General features: G+C 71.2%; 15 protein-coding genes. 5 read left to right on the forward strand and 10 right to left on the reverse strand.

Annotated elements, in window-relative coordinates; all coding sequences use genetic code 11:
* Positions 1–34 precede the first annotated feature (34 nt).
* The 3 genes from ACZ303_RS06040 to ACZ303_RS06050 all read right to left on the reverse strand — a co-directional run bounded on the left by ACZ303_RS06040 (position 35) and on the right by ACZ303_RS06050 (position 3323).
* A complete protein-coding gene (locus ACZ303_RS06040; RefSeq protein ID WP_467335472.1) occupies positions 35–1081 on the reverse strand; it encodes a beta-ketoacyl-ACP synthase 3 in 1047 nt (348 codons plus the stop codon).
* Between the two features lie 14 nt (positions 1082–1095).
* The gene (locus ACZ303_RS06045) at positions 1096–2049 is read right to left on the reverse strand and encodes an ACP S-malonyltransferase (RefSeq protein WP_467335473.1); all 954 of its coding nucleotides are present in this window, start codon (positions 2047–2049) and stop codon (positions 1096–1098) included.
* An 89-nt stretch (positions 2050–2138) separates the two neighbouring features.
* Complete coding sequence (locus ACZ303_RS06050) at positions 2139–3323, reverse strand: PucR family transcriptional regulator (RefSeq protein ID WP_467335474.1); 1185 nt, start codon at positions 3321–3323, stop codon at positions 2139–2141.
* Between the two features lie 56 nt (positions 3324–3379).
* Between ACZ303_RS06050 and ACZ303_RS06055 the strand changes: the two genes are divergently transcribed.
* Positions 3380–4060, forward strand: coding sequence for a pirin family protein (locus ACZ303_RS06055; protein WP_467335476.1), 681 nt, complete (start codon positions 3380–3382; stop codon positions 4058–4060).
* A gap of 89 nt (positions 4061–4149) precedes the next feature.
* On the opposite strand, the gene ACZ303_RS06060 is transcribed toward ACZ303_RS06055, so the two are convergent.
* Positions 4150–4962, reverse strand: coding sequence for a serine hydrolase domain-containing protein (locus ACZ303_RS06060; protein ID WP_467335477.1), 813 nt, complete (start codon positions 4960–4962; stop codon positions 4150–4152).
* Positions 4963–5070: 108 nt separating this feature from the next.
* On the opposite strand from ACZ303_RS06060, the gene ACZ303_RS06065 reads away from it, so the two are divergent.
* Positions 5071–5529, forward strand: a complete 459-nt coding sequence (locus ACZ303_RS06065) for a MerR family transcriptional regulator (RefSeq protein WP_467335479.1) — start codon at positions 5071–5073, stop codon at positions 5527–5529.
* Positions 5530–5535: 6 nt separating this feature from the next.
* The gene (locus ACZ303_RS06070) at positions 5536–6558 is read left to right on the forward strand and encodes an aldo/keto reductase (RefSeq protein WP_467335480.1); all 1023 of its coding nucleotides are present in this window, start codon (positions 5536–5538) and stop codon (positions 6556–6558) included.
* A gap of 146 nt (positions 6559–6704) precedes the next feature.
* On the opposite strand, the gene ACZ303_RS06075 is transcribed toward ACZ303_RS06070, so the two are convergent.
* The 5 genes from ACZ303_RS06075 to ACZ303_RS06095 form a co-directional block, all read right to left on the reverse strand.
* The gene (locus tag ACZ303_RS06075; protein WP_467335481.1) at positions 6705–7382 is read right to left on the reverse strand and encodes a response regulator; all 678 of its coding nucleotides are present in this window, start codon (positions 7380–7382) and stop codon (positions 6705–6707) included.
* Complete coding sequence (locus tag ACZ303_RS06080) at positions 7379–8704, reverse strand: sensor histidine kinase (protein ID WP_467335482.1); 1326 nt, start codon at positions 8702–8704, stop codon at positions 7379–7381. The genes ACZ303_RS06075 and ACZ303_RS06080 overlap by 4 nt, the downstream gene beginning before the upstream one ends.
* A gap of 98 nt (positions 8705–8802) precedes the next feature.
* Positions 8803–9672 carry a DUF4429 domain-containing protein gene (locus tag ACZ303_RS06085; RefSeq protein ID WP_467335483.1) on the reverse strand — a complete coding sequence of 290 codons (870 nt, stop codon included), beginning with the start codon at positions 9670–9672 and terminating at the stop codon, positions 8803–8805.
* Between the two features lie 111 nt (positions 9673–9783).
* Complete coding sequence (locus ACZ303_RS06090) at positions 9784–11007, reverse strand: alpha/beta hydrolase (protein WP_467335484.1); 1224 nt, start codon at positions 11005–11007, stop codon at positions 9784–9786.
* A 98-nt stretch (positions 11008–11105) separates the two neighbouring features.
* Positions 11106–11765 (reverse strand): TetR/AcrR family transcriptional regulator, encoded by a 660-nt coding sequence (locus ACZ303_RS06095; RefSeq protein WP_467335486.1) that lies wholly within the window; start codon positions 11763–11765, stop codon positions 11106–11108.
* A gap of 115 nt (positions 11766–11880) precedes the next feature.
* Between ACZ303_RS06095 and ACZ303_RS06100 the strand changes: the two genes are divergently transcribed.
* Positions 11881–13473: an MFS transporter gene (locus ACZ303_RS06100; protein WP_467335487.1), complete on the forward strand. Its 1593-nt coding sequence runs from the start codon at positions 11881–11883 to the stop codon at positions 13471–13473.
* 110 nt (positions 13474–13583) lie between these two features.
* A complete protein-coding gene (locus ACZ303_RS06105) occupies positions 13584–13955 on the forward strand; it encodes a peptidase inhibitor family I36 protein (protein WP_467335489.1) in 372 nt (123 codons plus the stop codon).
* A 65-nt stretch (positions 13956–14020) separates the two neighbouring features.
* On the opposite strand, the gene aceE is transcribed toward ACZ303_RS06105, so the two are convergent.
* On the reverse strand, positions 14021–16753 hold the full coding sequence (gene aceE / locus ACZ303_RS06110; protein WP_467335490.1) for a pyruvate dehydrogenase (acetyl-transferring), homodimeric type: 2733 nt from the start codon (positions 16751–16753) through the stop codon (positions 14021–14023).
* Positions 16754–16797 lie beyond the last annotated feature (44 nt).

Raw genomic sequence — 16797 nt, forward strand, 5'->3', positions numbered from 1 at the left:
GCGTACGGCCTGAGCCGGGCCGCGCGGATCTCGCCTAGGGGAGGGTAACGACCGTCGCTGCGTACACGAGACCCGCCCCGAAGCCGATGACGAGGGCGGTGTCCCCGCTCTTCGCCGCCCCGGTGGCCAGAAGCCGCTCCATGGCCAGCGGAATGGAGGCCGCGGACGTGTTGCCCGTGGTCTCCACATCGCGGGCCACCGTGACGGTCTCCGGCAGCTTGAGGGTCTTCACCATCGAATCGATGATCCGCATATTGGCCTGGTGCGGGATGAAGACGTCCAGGTCGTCCGGGCTGACCCCGGCGTCGTCCAGCGCCTGCTGGGCGACCTTCGCCATCTCGAAGACGGCCCAGCGGAAGACCGCCTGGCCCTCCTGGGTGATGGCGGGGTAACGGATCTCGTCGGCCGAGAGCCGGACCTCGGGGCCCGCGCCGCCGGGGACGGGGGTGGTGCGGTAGACGTCCCAGGCGTGGGTCTGCTTGATGGTGTGCGACTTGTCGCCCTCCGAGCCCCACACGGTCGGGCCGATCGCCGGCTCCTTCGACGGGCCCACGACCACGGCGCCCGCGCCGTCGCCGAACAGGAAGGCCGTCGCGCGGTCCTCCAGGTCCGTCAGGTCCGACAGCCGCTCCACGCCGATGACCAGCACGTATTCGGCGGATCCCTCGACGACCATGCCCTTGGCCAGCGTGAGCCCGTAACCGAAGCCCGCGCAGCCAGCGGAGATGTCGAACGCGGCGGGCCTGCCCGCACCGATCTTGTGCGCGATCTCGGTGGCGATCGCCGGGGTCTGCTTGAAGTGCGACACCGTCGAGACGATCACGCCACCGATCTGCTCGGGGGTGATCCCCGCGTCGGCGATGGCCTTGCCGGCCGCCTCGACCGACATCGCGGACACCGTCTCGTCCGGGCTCGCCCAGTGCCGGGTGGCGATGCCCGACCGGGAGCGGATCCACTCGTCGGACGAGTCGATGTGCTTGAGGATCTCCTCGTTCGGGACCACCCGCGTGGGGCGGTAGCCGCCCACACCGAGGATGCGCGCGTAGGGGGCGCCCTTGCTGGGCTTGATCTTCGCGGTCATGCTCTCGGGGCTCCTTATTCGGCCGGGGTCGCGGCGTCGGGGGCGTACTCGGCGACCAGGGCGCGGGCCGCGTCGAGGTCGTCCGGGGTCTTGAGCGCGAGAGTCCGTACGCCGGGCAGGGCACGCTTCGCGAGGCCCACCAGGGTGCCGCCCGGGGCGAGCTCGATCATCGCGGTGACGCCCTGCGCCTTGAACGTCTCCATGCACAGGTCCCAGCGGACCGGGTTGGCCACCTGGCCGACCAGCCGGCGCACGACGTCGTCGCCAGAGGCGACGATCGCACCGTCCTTGTTGGAGACGTAGCGGGTGTGCGGGTCGGCCGGGGACAGCTCCCGCACGGCGGACTCCAGCGCCGCCACGGCCGGGGCCATGTGGTGCGTGTGGAACGCGCCCGCGACCTTCAGCGCGACCACCCGGCGGGTGCCCTCGGGCTTGTCCTCGGCGAGCGCCGCCAGCTGCTCGGCGGTCCCCGCCGCCACGATCTGTCCCGCGCCGTTGACGTTCGCCGGGGTCAGACCGAGCTTCTCCAGGTGCGGCAGGACGACCTCGGGCTCACCGCCCAGCAGCGCCGCCATGCCGGTCTCGGTGACCGCCGCGGCCTCGGCCATGGCCAGGCCCCGCTTGCGTACGAGCTCCAGCGCGGCCCGCTCCGTCAGCACCCCGGTCAGGGCGGCGGCGGCGAGCTCGCCGACGCTGTGGCCCGCGGCCGCGCCGACGTGGCGGGTGAGGTCATCGGCCGTCGCGAAGAGCTGCCGCGCGGAGACCAGCGCGGAGGCCACCAGCAGCGGCTGGGCCACCGCGGTGTCGCGGATCTCGTCCGCGTCGGCGTTCGTGCCGTAGTGGACCAGGTCCAGGTCGATGGCGGCCGACCACTCCGTGAGGCGTTCGGTGACGCTAGGGAGGTCGAGCCAGGGGGTCAGGAAGCCGGGCGTCTGAGCGCCCTGGCCGGGAGCGACGAGTACGAGCACCCTCACACTCTCTCTCGTGGACGGCCTCGGCCACCCGTGGGGACAGGGACCAAGAACCGACAGGGGAATTGTTGATGTTCGACAAAAGGCTAGATCGGCGACTCCGCGTCGGCCAGACGGCCCAGGATGAGCGCGATGCGCAGTGTGAACGCCGAACGCACATCAGAGGGTGACCAACCGGTGACGTCCGTCACACGTCGGAGGCGGTATCTCACGGTGTTCGGGTGGACGAACAGCATCCGAGCCGCGCCTTCCAGGCTACTGGCCTGTTCCAGATAGACGCTCAAGGTCTCCAGCAGAGCCGAGCCCGCTTCCTCCAGCGGTCTGTAGATCTCCTCCACCAACTGCTCACGCGCGGTGACGTCACCGGCCATCGCACGCTCCGGAAGAAGATCGTCCGCGAGGACCGGACGAGGTGCGTCCGGCCACGCCGCGCACGCCTTCAGACCCGCCGCGGCGGCCTGCGCGGAACGCGTCGCCGCCAGCAGGTCGGACACCACCGGACCGGCCACCACGGGACCGGCCGCGAACGGTCCGATCAGGGCCTTCGCCGTCTGCAGCGGATTGTCCGAACCGCCCGCGATCACCACCAGCCGGTCCCCGAGCACGCCCGTCAGCACCTGGAGCTTGGCGTGGCGCGAGGCCCGCCGGATGGCCTCCACTGTCAGCTCGCTGTCCCCGTTCGGCGCGGTCCCCAGCACCACCGAGACATGCGCCGGCGAGTTCCAGCCGAGCGCGGCCGCCCGCGACAGCGCGCCCTCGTCGGCCTCGCCGGACAGCACCGCGTTGACCACCAGCGACTCCAGCCGGGCGTCCCACGCGCCGCGCGCCTCGGCGGCCTGCGCGTAGACCTGGGCGGTGGCGAAGGCGATCTCCCGCGCGTAGACCAGCAGCGCCTCGCGCAGCACCGACTCGTCGCCGGGTGCGGCCACCTCGTCGATCGCCGACTCCATGACCTCGATGGTGGTGCGGACCATCTCCACCGTCTGGCGCAAAGTGATCGCCCGCGTCAGCTCCCGCGGGGCCGTGCCGAAGACGTCCGTACTGATCGCCTGCGGGGTCTCCGGATGCCGGAACCACTCGGTGAAGGCCGCGATACCGGCCTGGGCGACCAGGCCGATCCAGGAGCGGTTCTCCGGGGGCATCGCCCGGTACCACGGCAGCTGGGCGTCCATCCGGGCGATGGCGGCGGCGGCCAGAGTTCCTGACGACTTCTCCAGGCGGCGCAGGGTGGCGCTGTGTGGATGCGGGGTGTTAGCGGAAGGTTCAGGCACGGGACAAGCCTGCCTTATCCGCGTCCGGTGCGGGGCCGCCGGGCTACCGTAGGCCGATGACGCACGTGCAACGCGCCGTACAGCGAGCGGGGCAACGCTTCCGCGGAGGAGACCCGGCGGCCGGGATCGAGACCTGGCACGCGTTCTCCTTCTCCGGCTTCTACGACCCCGACAACGTCCGGTTCGGGCCGCTCGCGGCCTGCAACGAGGAGCGGCTCGCCCCGGGCGCCGGCTTCCCTTCGCATCCGCATCGTGACGTCGAGATCGTCACCTGGGTGATCGAGGGGGAGCTCACGCACGAGGACTCGTCGACCGGCCGTACGACGACCGTCCGGCCCGGGGATCTGGCCCGGCTCAGCGCGGGGTCCGGAGTGCGGCACTCCGAGCGGAACGAAGGGGGTGAGCCGCTGCGGTTCGTGCAGATGTGGCTCACGCCTTCGGACTATGGGGGTGAGCCTTCGTACGAGGTGCTGCGGGGGGTGTCCGACGGGGTGGTGTGTGCGCTTGTTCGGGCGGATGGGGTGCTGCATGTCCGCCGGGGGGCGGGGGCGGTGGCCTTGCCGGATGCGCCGTGGGTGTACGTGCACGTGGTGCGGGGTGCGGTGGGGATCGGCGGGGACTCGCTGGGGCCGGGGGACGCGGTGCGGGTCCTTGACGCGGAGGGGGTTGTGGCGGAGGCGGGTGCGGGGGCTGAGCTGATCATCTGGGAGATGCATGCGGAGCCGCGGTTCGGGTGACCGGGGTTTTCTTTTCCCCTGCCCGCCCCTTCCCGAACCGGGGGCGGCCCCCCGGGCCCCGTTGGCCTCAATCGCCGGCCGGGCTTGAATCAGCCCAGTTCCGACAGCACCGCGTCCGTCAGCACGGGCCATGCGTCGATCGCCCACTGCCCGAACGGGCGGTCCGCCAAAGCCACGCAGGCCATGCCCGCCTCCGGGTCCACCCACAGGAACGTGCCGGCCTGGCCGAAGTGCCCGTACGTCCGGGGGCTGGAGGAGGAGCCCGTCCAGTGGGGGGACTTCTCGTCGCGGATCTCGAAGCCCAGGCCCCAGTCGTTCGGGCGCTGGTGGCCGTAGCCCGGGAGGATGCCCGTCAGGCCGGGGAAGGCGACCGTCGTCGCCTCCGCCAGGGTCTCCCGCGACAGCAGGCGCGGCGCCTGGAGCTCCGCCGCGAAGAGGGCCAGGTCGTCGACCGTGGAGACGCCGTCCTTGGCCGGTGAGCCCGGCAGGTCCGTGCTCGTCATGGCGAGCGGCTCCAGGACCGCCTGCCGCAGGTACTCGGGGAAGGGGATGTCCGTCGCCTTGGCGATGTGGTCGCCGAGGACCTCGAAGCCGGCGTTGGAGTACAGCCGCCGGGTGCCCGGCTCGGCCATGACGCGGTGCTCGTCGAAGGCGAGCCCGGACGTGTGCGCGAGCAGGTGCCGGACCGTGGCGCCCGCCGGGCCGGCCGGCTCGTCCAGCTCGATCGCGCCCTCCTCGACGGCGAGGAGCGCGGCGTACGCGGCGAGCGGCTTGGTGACGGACGCCAGGGGGAAGCGGTGTGCGGTCGGTCCGTGGGACCCCGCCCGCGTGCCGTCGGCGCGCACCACTGCCGCCGCGGCGTTCTCCACCGGCCAGTTCTCGATCATCCGCAGGCTCTCCATGGCGAGGAGCCTAACCCGGCGCGGGATTCACCCCTGAACTCACTTGCTTGGAGTGCACTCCAAGTCTTTAGCGTGGGGACCGACGCGAAGGCACAAGGGGGAAATCGCATGACCGTGACGGATCGTGTACCGACGACGGTACCCACCTGCATTCCGCTCGACCGGCAGCGGTACAGCCGCCCGGAGGGCCGCGACCGCTACACGATCAGCGAGGTCGCCGAGTACACCGGGATGTCCGCGCACACCCTGCGCTGGTACGAGCGGATCGGCCTGATGCCCCATGTCGACCGCTCGCACACGGGTCAGCGCCGCTACACCGACCGCGACCTGAACTGGCTGGACCTGGTGGGCAGACTGCGGCTGACCGGCATGCCGGTGGCCGACATGGTCCGCTACGCGCAGCTGGTGCGGGAGGGCGACCACACCTTCGCCGAGCGCGAGCGGCTGCTGAGCGCGCACCGCGACGACGTACGGAAGCGCATCGCGGAGCTGCGCAGCACGCTCGACGTCCTCGACTACAAGATCGACATGTACGCCGCCCGTAACCGGGCGCCCGAAGGAGCCTGACGCACCATGAGCAACAACGACAACACGATCGCCACCGTCGCACTCGGCAACGGCGGCCCCCACGTCGGTGTCCAGGGCCTCGGCTGCATGGGCATGGTCCACGCCTACGGTCCGACCGACGAGACCGAGGCGCGCGCCACCCTGGAGCACGCCCTGGCGCTGGGCGTCACCCTCTTCGACACCGCCGACATCTACGGCTTCGGGCGCAACGAGGAGTTCATCGCGCCCTTCGTACGGGCCAACCGGGACCGGATCACGCTGGCCACGAAGTTCGGCATCGTCCGACGCGAGGACGACCCCTCGTACCAGGAGATCCGCAACGACCGCGCGTACATACGCCAGTCCGTCGAGGGCAGCCTGCGCCGCCTGGGCGTCGACCACATCGACCTCTACTACATGCACCGCCGCAACCTCGACGTACCGATGGAGGAGACCGTCGGCGCGATGGCGGAGCTCGTCGCCGAGGGCAAGGTCGGCCACCTCGGGCTGAGCGAGGTCTCGCCGGGCGAGCTGCGCGCGGCGCACGCCGTGCACCCGATCGCGGCGGTGCAGTCGGAGTGGTCGCTGTTCAGCCGGGACGTCGAGGAGGGCGTGGTGGCCGCGGCGGCCGAGCTGGGCGTCGCCTTCGTGCCCTACTCGCCCCTCGGCCGCGGCTTCCTGACGGGTTCGTTCGTGAGCGCGGAGAAGGAGCTGACGAACGATGACTGGCGGCGCACGCAGCCGCGGTTCACGGGGGAGAACGCGGCGGTGAACGCGGCGCTGCTGGAGCCGGTGCGGGCCGTGGCGGAAGCTCGTGGGGTGACGCTCGGGCAGGTGGCGTTGGCCTGGGTGCAGCAGCGGGCGCAGGTGCACGGGCTGGCCGTCGTGCCGATTCCGGGGACGCGGAAGCGGTCTCGTCTGGACGAGAACACGGGGGCGACGCGTCTGGTTCTGACGGAGGGGGAGCTGGCGGTGCTGGAGCCGATCGCGGGCAAGGTCGCGGGTGGGCGGTACGCGGACATGGGCTTCACGTCCGCGGGTCGCGAGTAGGGGTTTCTTTTTCCCCTACCCGCCCCTTCCCGCTGTATCGATGTGCGGCTCCGCCGCGCGGGGGGCTCCGCCCCGGACCCGGTCCTCGAACTCCCCCGGCTACCGCTGGAGGTGCCCCCGGACGGGCTGGTTGCCGCCCGGAAGCGTCACCGGCCCCCCGGCGCCACCAACCCCGACTCGTACGCGAAGATCACCGCCTGCGCGCGGTCCCGCAGTCCCAACTTCGCGAGGACCCGTCCGATGTGCGTCTTCACCGTCTGCTCGGCCAGCACCAGCGAACCCGCGATCTCCTGGTTGGACAGGCCCCTGGCGATGAGTTCGAGGACCTCCGTCTCCCGCGGCGTCAGGCCGTTCAGGCGGAGGGCGGGCTTCCGGCGCGGGGCGGGGCGCTGTTTGGCGAAGTCGGCGATCAGGCGGCGGGTGACGGAGGGGGCCAGCAGCGCCTCGCCCGCGGCGACGACGCGGACCGCCGAGATCAGGTCGGCCGGCGGCGCGTCCTTGAGGAGGAAGCCGGAGGCGCCCGCGCGCAGGGCCTCGTAGACGTAGTCGTCGACGTCGAAGGTGGTGAGCATCAGCACCTTCGGGCGGTGGACGACGCCGGGCGGCGGGTCGAGGAGCTGACGGGCGGCCTCCAGGCCGTCCATCTCCGGCATGCGGACGTCCATCAGCACCACGTCCGGATGCGTACGGCGGCTGACCTCCACGCCCTGACGCCCGTCCGGGGCGTCGCCGACGACGTCGATGTCCGACTGCGCCGCGAGCAGCGCGGCGAACCCCGCGCGCACCATGGCCTGGTCGTCGACGATGATCACCTTGATGGTCATGCGGTGGAGGTTCCCTCTTCTGTTTCCGATTCAGGGGTGAACGGCAGTCGGGCCGCCACCCGGAAGCCGCCCTCCGGCAGCGGGCCGGTGTCGAGGGTGCCCCCGACCAGGCGGACGCGTTCGCGCATGCCGACCAGGCCGTGGCCCGTGCCGGTGGTCTCCAGGGGCGGCGCGTCCGCGTCCGGGGCGGTGGCGTTGACGACCAGGATCACCAGGCTCCCGCGGTCGGGGCCGACGGTCACCGACACCCGCGTCGCCGCGCCCGGGGCGTGCCGGACGACATTGGCCAGGGCCTCCTGCGTGATGCGGTAGGCGGAGAGATCCACCGTCTGCGGCACCGCGTCCGGCAGCTGTTCCGGCATCGACAGCTTCACCGGCAGGCCCGCCCGTACGGTCGCCTCGACCAGCTGCGGGATCCGTGCCACGCCCGGCTGCGGCGCCCGCTCGGAGCCGCCGCCCTCGCCGGAGGCGTCCTCGCTGCGCAGCACGCCCAGCAGCCGCCGCATCTCGGTCAGCGACTCACGGGCGGTGGCCGCGATCGTGCCGAACTCCTCGCGCGCCTCCGGCGGCAGGCCGGCGACGCGGTACGGGGCGCTGTCCGCCTGCACCGTGATCACCGACATGTGGTGGGCGACGACGTCGTGCAGCTCGCGGGCGATCCGGGTGCGCTCCTCCAGGAGCGTGCGGCGGGCCCGTTCGGCCTCGCTGATGGTCTCCTGCTCGGCCAATGCCCGCCGGGCGTCGCCGCGTTCGCGCAACGCCGCGCCGATCAGCAGCATCGCGCCGCCGAGCACGAGCAGGGTGACCCAGATCGCCGAACTGCGCTCGGGTGAGACGGCGTGGAAGACGAAACCGGCGACGCCGGTCATCAGCCATACGGCCACGAGCGTGTGCCGCCGCTCGCGCAGCCCGAGGGCGAGCATCAGCAGCAGCAGGCCGATCAGCGCCATGGGCGTCCACGGCCAGGTGCGGTCCTGCGGCAGCGGCACGCTCATGAGCGCGAGGGCGCCCCCGACGTCCGCGGCGAAGGCGATCGCCCAGGCGAGCAGCGGCCGGCGCACGGCGAGGAGCAGCGGCCCGGCCTGGAGGACGCCGAGGACGACGGCGACGTCGGACTGGAGCCCGTAGTCCTGGGACAGGCCCATGCCCGTCGTCGGCAGCAGGATGGCCGTGAACAGCCAGGCCACGGCGTACGGGACCCGGCGGGCGAAGCGGCTCCGGGCCTGGCCGAGCAGCGGTACGGGCGGTCCCGCGGGCGTGCAGACGTCGCGGGCGAGCCGGGACAGCCGGGACAGGAGGGAGGCGTGGTGTGCTCGGTGCATGACAGTCCCAGGCTAGGCGGCCTGATCAGGCACGACGTCACACTGGAGTGCCGGATCAGGTGTCATACCCAGGTAGCAGCCCCCCCGACGGCGCCGGATCACAGCTCCGCCAGCAACTGCGCCTTCTTCGCGCTGAACTCATCGTCCGTCAGCAGCCCCGCGTCGTGCAGCGCGCCGAGGTGACGGATGCGGTCGGCGATGCCGCCCGGGTCGGGGCGGGCCGCGGGGACGTGGCCGGCGGCCTGACCGGAGGGGCCGGGGGTCTTGGCGCGCACCGCTTCCAGGACCGCCGCCGCGAAGGGCAGCGATTCATGGATGAGGCCGTAGCCCATGCCGAAGACGACGGCCGCCGGATCCTGGTCGGCCTCGCCCGGCCGCCGGTCGTCCGCGCCGCGCCGCAGGAGCCGCAGATAGCCGCCCGCGATCTCCGGGGAACGCCATTCGACGCCCGTCAGCTCGTCGACGGCGAAGCGCTGGTCGCCGGCCTTCCACTTGGCGGAGGACGCGCCCGTCCAGAACCACCGGAAGGCGACGGACCTGCCGTCGAAGGACGCCTTGCCGTCGTACGCCTTGAAGGACGGCGGCGGCGCCGGGGCCGCCACGAGGTGGCGCTCGGCGGGCAGGGAGGCGTACGGGCCCAGCGCGGCGCGTATCTCGTCGGCGTAGTACTCGGCGAGGGCGTCGCGCTCGGCGGGCAGCACCAGGCGGTAGGGGTCGCTCGCCTCCTTGAGCTGGCCGTCGGCCACCTCCATCAGCGGATCCGCGCCCGGTCTGGGGACAGCACGCAGCACCACCGTGCCGCGCTTCCCCGGGACCTGCTCGACGGCCGCGAGCGCTTCGTAGGGGATGCGCCGCTCACCGATCGCCTGAAGCAGCTTCGGTGTGCGGATCCCCCGTTCGAAGCGGATGAGCACGGAGTCGGTGTCGAACTCCCAGACGGCGTGGAAACCGGCCAGCACATCACCCATGCGGCTCATCGTATGCGGCGGTGGCCCGCACGTCCCCTCCCCGCGCTACGCGCGTCCAAGCGGACTGACGCGTCCCGGTGGGCGGTGACGCCGGAGTCGGGGGCGGGGGCGCTAGGCCAGGTCGTCCGCGCAGCCGCTGCCGGCCCGCGCGCAGCTGACCTCCGCGGGGGCGCCGACGGCGATGCCGGCGAAGTTGGCGAGGCTGGTGGTGCCGGGTTCGAAGTAGCCGGTGTGGCCCTGGGCGCCGCTGGCGGACAGCACGCGCGCGCCGAAGCCCGCGGAGACCGGGTCCGCGCCGTGGCCGAGGCCGCCGACCTCCAGGTGGGGCACGCCCTGGATCCAGTCGTCCGGGTCGCGCATGGCCCATATCCGGGCGCTGGAACGCAGCTCGGAGACGTGCTCGGCGCGCATGCCGGGGCTGCCGGCGACCGCCACGTCGGTGACGCGCGGTGACATCTCGCGGGCGGCGACGCCGCACACCACCGAGCCGTAGCTGTGGCAGATCAGCGAGACGGGCGAGGCGCCGGGCAGGGACCGCACCAGGGAGCGCAGCCGCAGCGCGCCCTCGGCGGCGAGCTTGCCGGTGGCCGCGTCCATGCCGACGCCGGCGGGGGAGGTGTAGTCGGCCCAGGCGATGACGGCCGTGCGGGTGCCGGTGGCGGCCTTCCGCTCGGCGTCGTACAGCGAGTGGGCCATCCCGACGGGCGCGGTGTAGGCGCGCTGCGTCTTCTCGAAGGTCAGGACGTTGGTGTCGACGCCGGGGACGACGACGGAGACCCGCTCGGCCCGGTCGAGGTCGCCGACGACCTCGGCGACCCGGCCGGCGCCGGTGGGGTCGAAGGCGAGGATCTGCCGGTCGCCGCCCATCAGCGAGGCGAAGCGGTGCATGCGGCGGGTCGCCTCACGCTGCCCGACGGGGGAGAGGCCGCTCTCGCCCGTGCGGCGCTTCTCGGCCGTACGGGCCTGGTCGAGGGCGACGCGGTTGGCGTGATAGCGCAGGGTGACCGGCGCGCCGTTGAGGTTGCCGACGACCAGGGGGTAGCGGTCCGCGAGACGGGTGCGCTGGGTGTCGGAGAGCGAGCCGAAGAACCGGGACAGGACGTCGGGGCTCGCGGTGGGCGAGGGGAGGGGGTGGCCTCCTATGGAGCCGTGCAGCCATTCCTTGAGCGTCGTGGTCCGCGCGTCACCGACCGCCTTGTGGCTTCTGACGGCCGTCCAGCCGGTCGTGGCCAGCATGACGAACACCACGGCCAGCGCGAGCAGCGCGCGCCACACGGCGGCCGTGGTCGTCCAGGGAACGGGGGAGGGGGAGCCGAGCTCCGGGAAAGAAGTCACCGCGAACCACATTAGGAGAAACCTGGTTGCGTCCGCGAAAACGGTGAGCTATCTCACGTTTGATTGAGGGCAATTGGTCGTGCTCAGGTCTTTCCCGATCAAGTGCGCCAGTTTTCCGCCAATGCCGGGCCGAGCTGGTCCATATACAGGGTGGTGATGCGCCGGAGCTCCTCCATGCCGGCGCCGCCCTGCTCGCCCCAGATCCGGCCGGTCACCCGCATCACTCCGCCGAACGCCGCGACCAGGACGTGCGGTCGGGGATCGGTCCGTACGTCCAGGCCCTCGCGCCGGGCGATCTCGTGCGCGAGCCGCTCCTCCAGCTCGGACAGGCGGCGCAGATGGGCGGCGAGCAGCGGCGGGGTCGACTCGATCATCCGGTAGGTGCGCATGTGCAGTTCGAGCGGGACGACCGACTCGATGGCCTCGCCGACGCCGTCCCAGGAGGCCAGCACCGCGACGCGGAGCGCGGTGAGCGGCGACTCGGCGGCGGGGCGCTCGCGCAGGGCGGTGAAGAAGTGCGACTCCACGGAGTCCTGCACCGCCAGGGCGACTTCCTCCTTGTTCGCGAAGTAGCGGAAGAAGGTGCGCGGCGAGACGTCCGCGGCCTCGGCGATCTCGTCGACGGTGGTCCGTTCGTAGCCCTTGAGCGCGAACAGCTCCAGGGACGAGCGGATCAGGGTTTCCCGGGTGCGGCGCTTCTTGCGCTCGCGCAGCCCGGAGGGTGCCGATGGGGGGCTCATGTCCTTGATCGCTTGCATGGGCCACCTCTCCTCTGCCGCATTTTCGCTGATCAGGATAGCCGTGAGCGAATTTGACAGATACTGACTCCTGCACCTGTTTGTCAATTGTCAGACGCTGCCATAATCTCGAAATATGATGTCTCGGACCACGGTCGTCGACGCGACGCCGGATCTCGGGCCCCGGAAGGGCTTACGGGGCCATCCCTGGCTGACTCTCTTCTCTGTCGCGATAGGCGTGATGATGGTCACGCTCGACGGCACGATCGTCGCAATCGCGAACCCCGCGATCCAGAAGGACCTGGGCGCCTCGCTCGCCGACGTCCAATGGATCACCAACAGCTATCTCCTCGCCCTCGCGGTGGCCCTCATCACCGCCGGCAAGCTGGGCGACCGCTTCGGTCACCGGCTGACCTTCCTGATCGGCACCACCGGCTTCGCCGCCTCCTCGGGTGCCATCGCCCTGTCCGGCAGCGTCTCGACGGTCGTCGGCTTCCGGGTGCTCCAGGGCCTGTGCGGCGCCCTGTTGATGCCGGCCGCGCTCGGCCTGCTGCGGGCCACGTTCCCGGCCGAAAAGCTCAACATGGCCATCGGTATCTGGGGCATGGTCATCGGCGTCTCGACCGCCGGCGGTCCGATCCTCGGCGGCGTGCTCGTCGAGCACGTCAACTGGCAGTCCGTCTTCTACATCAACGTGCCGGTCGGCGTCCTCGCCCTCGCGCTCGGCCTGGTCATCCTCAAGGACCACCGGGGCGAACAAACTTCCAAATCCTTTGACGTCCTCGGCATCGTCCTGCTCTCCGCCGCGATGTTCTGTCTGGTGTGGGCGCTCATCAAGGCGCCCTCCTGGGGCTGGGGCGACGGCCGGACCCTGCTGTTCCTCGGCGCCTCGGTCGTCGCCTTCGCGCTCTTCACCCTCTGGCAGGCCAGGGTCCGTGAACCCCTGCTGCCCCTGAGCCTCTTCCGCTCCCTGCCGCTGACCGCCGGCACGGTCCTGATGGTGTTGATGGCCTTCGCCTTCATCGGCGGCCTGTTCTTCGTCACCTTCTATCTCCAGAACGTGCACGGCATGACCCCGGTCGACGCCGGCATGCACCTGCTGCCGCTCACCGGGATGATGATCGTCGGCGCGCCCACGGCGGGCGCGGTCATCACCAGGATCGGCCCACGGGTGCCGCTGGTCGTCGGCATGCTCTTCGCCGCGGCCGCCTGCTACGGCATGACCACCCTGGAGACCGACTCCGGCACCCTCGCGATGTCCGTGTGGTTCGCGCTGTTCGGCCTCGGCCTCGCGCCGGTCATGGTCGGCGCGACCGAGGTCATCGTCGGCAACGCGCCGCTGCGCCACGCCGGCGTGGCCGGCGGCCTCCAGCAGGCCGCCATGCAGGTCGGCGGCTCGCTCGGGACGGCCGTGCTGGGCGCGGTCATGGCGGCCCGGGTCGACCGTGTGCTGCCCGGGAAGTGGGCCGACGCCGGCCTGCCGGACGTCCCGCCCGAGCAGATGTCCAAGGCGTCCGACGCGGTCGCGGTCGGCATCGCCCCCGTGCCGCCGAAGACGCCGCCGGAGACGGCGGAGACGATCACCGGCGTCGCGCATGACACTTTCGTGTCGGGGATGAGCCTGTCCTTCACCGTCGCCGGCGTCATCGCCCTGCTCGCGGCGGTGTTCGCGGTGTTCACCAAGCGCGGCGAGAACGCGGAGGCGGCGGCCGGCGCGGCGCACGTCTGAGACGGCCGAACCCTTCCCCTATCAGGGCCGCGCGGCGAGGGCCCTCTTGGCAGCGGTGATCATCGCGGCAAGGATGCGGCGTACGCAGACAGACACAGGGAGTGATCCTCATGCGTGCGATTCGTCTTGCCGCGGTTGCCTTGGCCACGCTCGGGCTGGCCGCGCTGTCCGCCCCCACGGCGGGTGCGGCCGGCACCGGGCGGCTCGGCCCCTGCGGGGCCGGACAGCTGTGCGTGTGGCCTTCGGCCGACTTCCGGGGTGCCCGCGTGACGAGTGAGCTCTCGGGGCTCGACATCGAGAGCTGTGTGACGTTACCGGCGGGGACGAGCGCGGCGTCCCTCGCCAATCGCACCGGGCGCCCGGTCACCACGTACCAGAGCGCCACGTGCGCGGAGACGGGCGAGTTCGCGACCTACCCGTCCGGGACATGGGTGCCGGAGAGCCCGTACGCGGTACGGGCGTACAAGGTGTGGGAGCGCTGACGAAACGGCCGGGCCCCCGGCAGGCGATGCCTGCCGGGGGCCCGGTCACGGTTACCGCGTGACGCTTACGCGTCGCCGCCCGCGGCGCCCGGGTCGGCCGCCGTGACGTCCAGGAGCTGGTAGCGGTCCACGGCCTGCTTCAGGGCCGAGCGGTCCACCTTGCCCTCCCTGGCGAGCTCGGTGAGCACGCTGAGGACGATCGACTGCGCGTCGATGTGGAAGAAGCGACGGGCCGCGCCACGCGTGTCCGCGAAGCCGAAGCCGTCCGCGCCCAGCGACTGGTACGTGCCCGGCACCCAGCGCGAGATCTGGTCCGGAACCGCGCGCATCCAGTCGGACACGGCGACCTTCGGGCCCTCGGCGGCGGCCAGCTTCTTCGTCACGTACGGGACGCGCTGCTCCTCCTCCGGGTGCAGGAGGTTGTGCTCCTCCACCTCGATGGCGTCGCGGCGCAGCTCGTTCCAGGAGGTCGCCGACCAGACGTCCGCCTTGACGTTCCACTCCTCGGCGAGGATGCGCTGGGCCTCGACGGCCCACGGCACCGCGACACCGGAGGCGAGGATCTGCGCCGGGATGGCACCCTTCTCGCCCGCCTGGAAGCGGTACAGACCCTTGAGGATGCCGTCGACGTCCACGTCCGCCGGCTCGGCCGGGTGCTGGATCGGCTCGTTGTAGACGGTCAGGTAGTAGAAGACGTCCTCGGCGTTCTCGCCGTACATCCGGCGCAGACCGTCCTTGACGATGTGCGCCATCTCGAAGCCGAACGCGGGGTCGTACGAGACGACGCCCGGGTTCGTGGACGCCAGCAGCTGGGAGTGGCCGTCCGCGTGCTGGAGGCCCTCACCGGTCAGCGTCGTGCGTCCGGCGGTCGCGCCGAGCACGAAGCCGCGCGAGAGCTGGTCCGCCATCTGCCAGAACTGGTCACCGGTGCGCTGGAAACCGAACATCGAGTAGAAGACGTAGACCGGGATCAGCGGCTCGCCGTGCGTCGCGTAGGCGGAGCCCGCCGCGATCAGGGAGGCCGTGCAGCCCGCCTCGGAAATGCCGTCGTGCAGCATCTGGCCGGTCGGCGACTCCTTGTACGCGAGCAGCAGCTCGCGGTCCACGGACTCGTACTGCTGGCCCAGCGGGTTGTAGATCTTCGCCGACGGGAAGAACGCGTCCATGCCGAAGGTGCGGTACTCGTCGGGGGCGATCAGCACGAAGCGCTTGCCGATCTCCTTGTCCCGCATGAGGTCCTTCAGGATGCGGACGAACGCCATGGTCGTGGCGATCGACTGCTGCCCGGAGCCCTTCTTCGCGGTCGCGTAGACCTTGTCGTCCGGCAGGGCCAGCGGCTTCGACCGCACGACGCGGGACGGCACATAGCCACCCAGCGACTGCCGGCGGTCGTGCATGTACTGGATCTCCTCCGAGTCGCGACCCGGGTGGTAGTACGGCGGCAGGCCGGACTCCAGCTCCTTGTCGGCGATCGGGATGTGGAGGCGGTCACGGAAGCGCTTGAGGTCGTCGACCGTCAGCTTCTTCATCTGGTGGGTCGCGTTGCGGCCCTCGAAGTTCGGACCCAGGGTCCAGCCCTTGACCGTCTGCGCGAGGATCACGGTCGGCTGGCCCTTGTGCGCCTTGGCCGCCGCGTACGCCGCGTAGATCTTCTTGTGGTCGTGACCGCCGCGGCCCAGGTGCAGGATCTGGTCGTCGGACATGTTCTCGACCATCTTCCGCAGACGGTGGTCGTCGCCGAAGAAGTGCTCACGGATGTACGAACCGGTCTCGGTCGCGTACGTCTGGAACTGACCGTCGGGGGTGCTGTTGAGCTTGTTGACCAGGATGCCGTCGCGGTCCTGCGCCAGCAGCGGGTCCCAGGAGCGGTCCCAGACCAGCTTGATCACGTTCCAGCCGGCACCGCGGAACTGCGACTCCAGCTCCTGCATGATCTTGCCGTTGCCGCGGACCGGGCCGTCGAGGCGCTGCAGGTTGCAGTTGACGACGAAGGTGAGGTTGTCCAGACCCTCACGGGCGGCGATCGACAGCTGGCCGAGCGATTCGGGCTCGTCCATCTCGCCGTCGCCCAGGTACGCCCACACGTGCGACTTGGAGGTGTCGGCGATGCCGCGCGCCTCCATGTAGCGGTTCATGCGGGCCTGGTAGATCGCGCCGAGGGGGCCGAGGCCCATCGAGACGGTCGGGAACTCCCAGAAGTCCGGCATCAGCCGCGGGTGCGGGTAGCTGGACAGGCCGTACGGAGCCTTGGACTTCTCCTGACGGAAGGAGTCCAGGTGCTGCTCGGAGAGTCGGTCCAGGAGGAACGCGCGGGCGTAGATGCCCGGGGAGGCGTGGCCCTGGAAGAAGATCTGGTCTCCGCCGTCGCCCTCGTCCTTGCCGCGGAAGAAGTGGTTGAAGCCCACGTCGTACAGCGACGCCGAGGAGGCGAAGGTGGCGATGTGGCCGCCGACGCCGATGCCCGGGCGCTGCGCGCGCGAGACCATCACGGCGGCGTTCCACCGGGTCGCGTTCAGGACCTTGCGCTCGATCTCCTCGTTGCCGGGGAAGAACGGCTCGTCCTTGGTCGCGATGGTGTTGACGTAGTCCGTGCTGCGCATCTCGGGCACGGCCACACGCTTCTCACGCGCGCGCTCGATCAGGCGAAGCATGAGGTAGCGGGCACGTTCCCGGCCTCGCTCATCGACGGCTGCGTCGAGCGAGTCGAGCCACTCCTGGGTCTCTTCGGGATCGAAGTCCGGGACCTGGCTGGGAAGGCCGCCAATGATGATCGGGTTGCGATCGGATCCGGGAGCCACGCTGTTCCTTCGCTGTTCGGGTGTCGTGCTCTGCACGCAATCGC

The sequence above is a fragment of the Streptomyces sp. NPDC023527 genome (assembly GCF_055560115.1).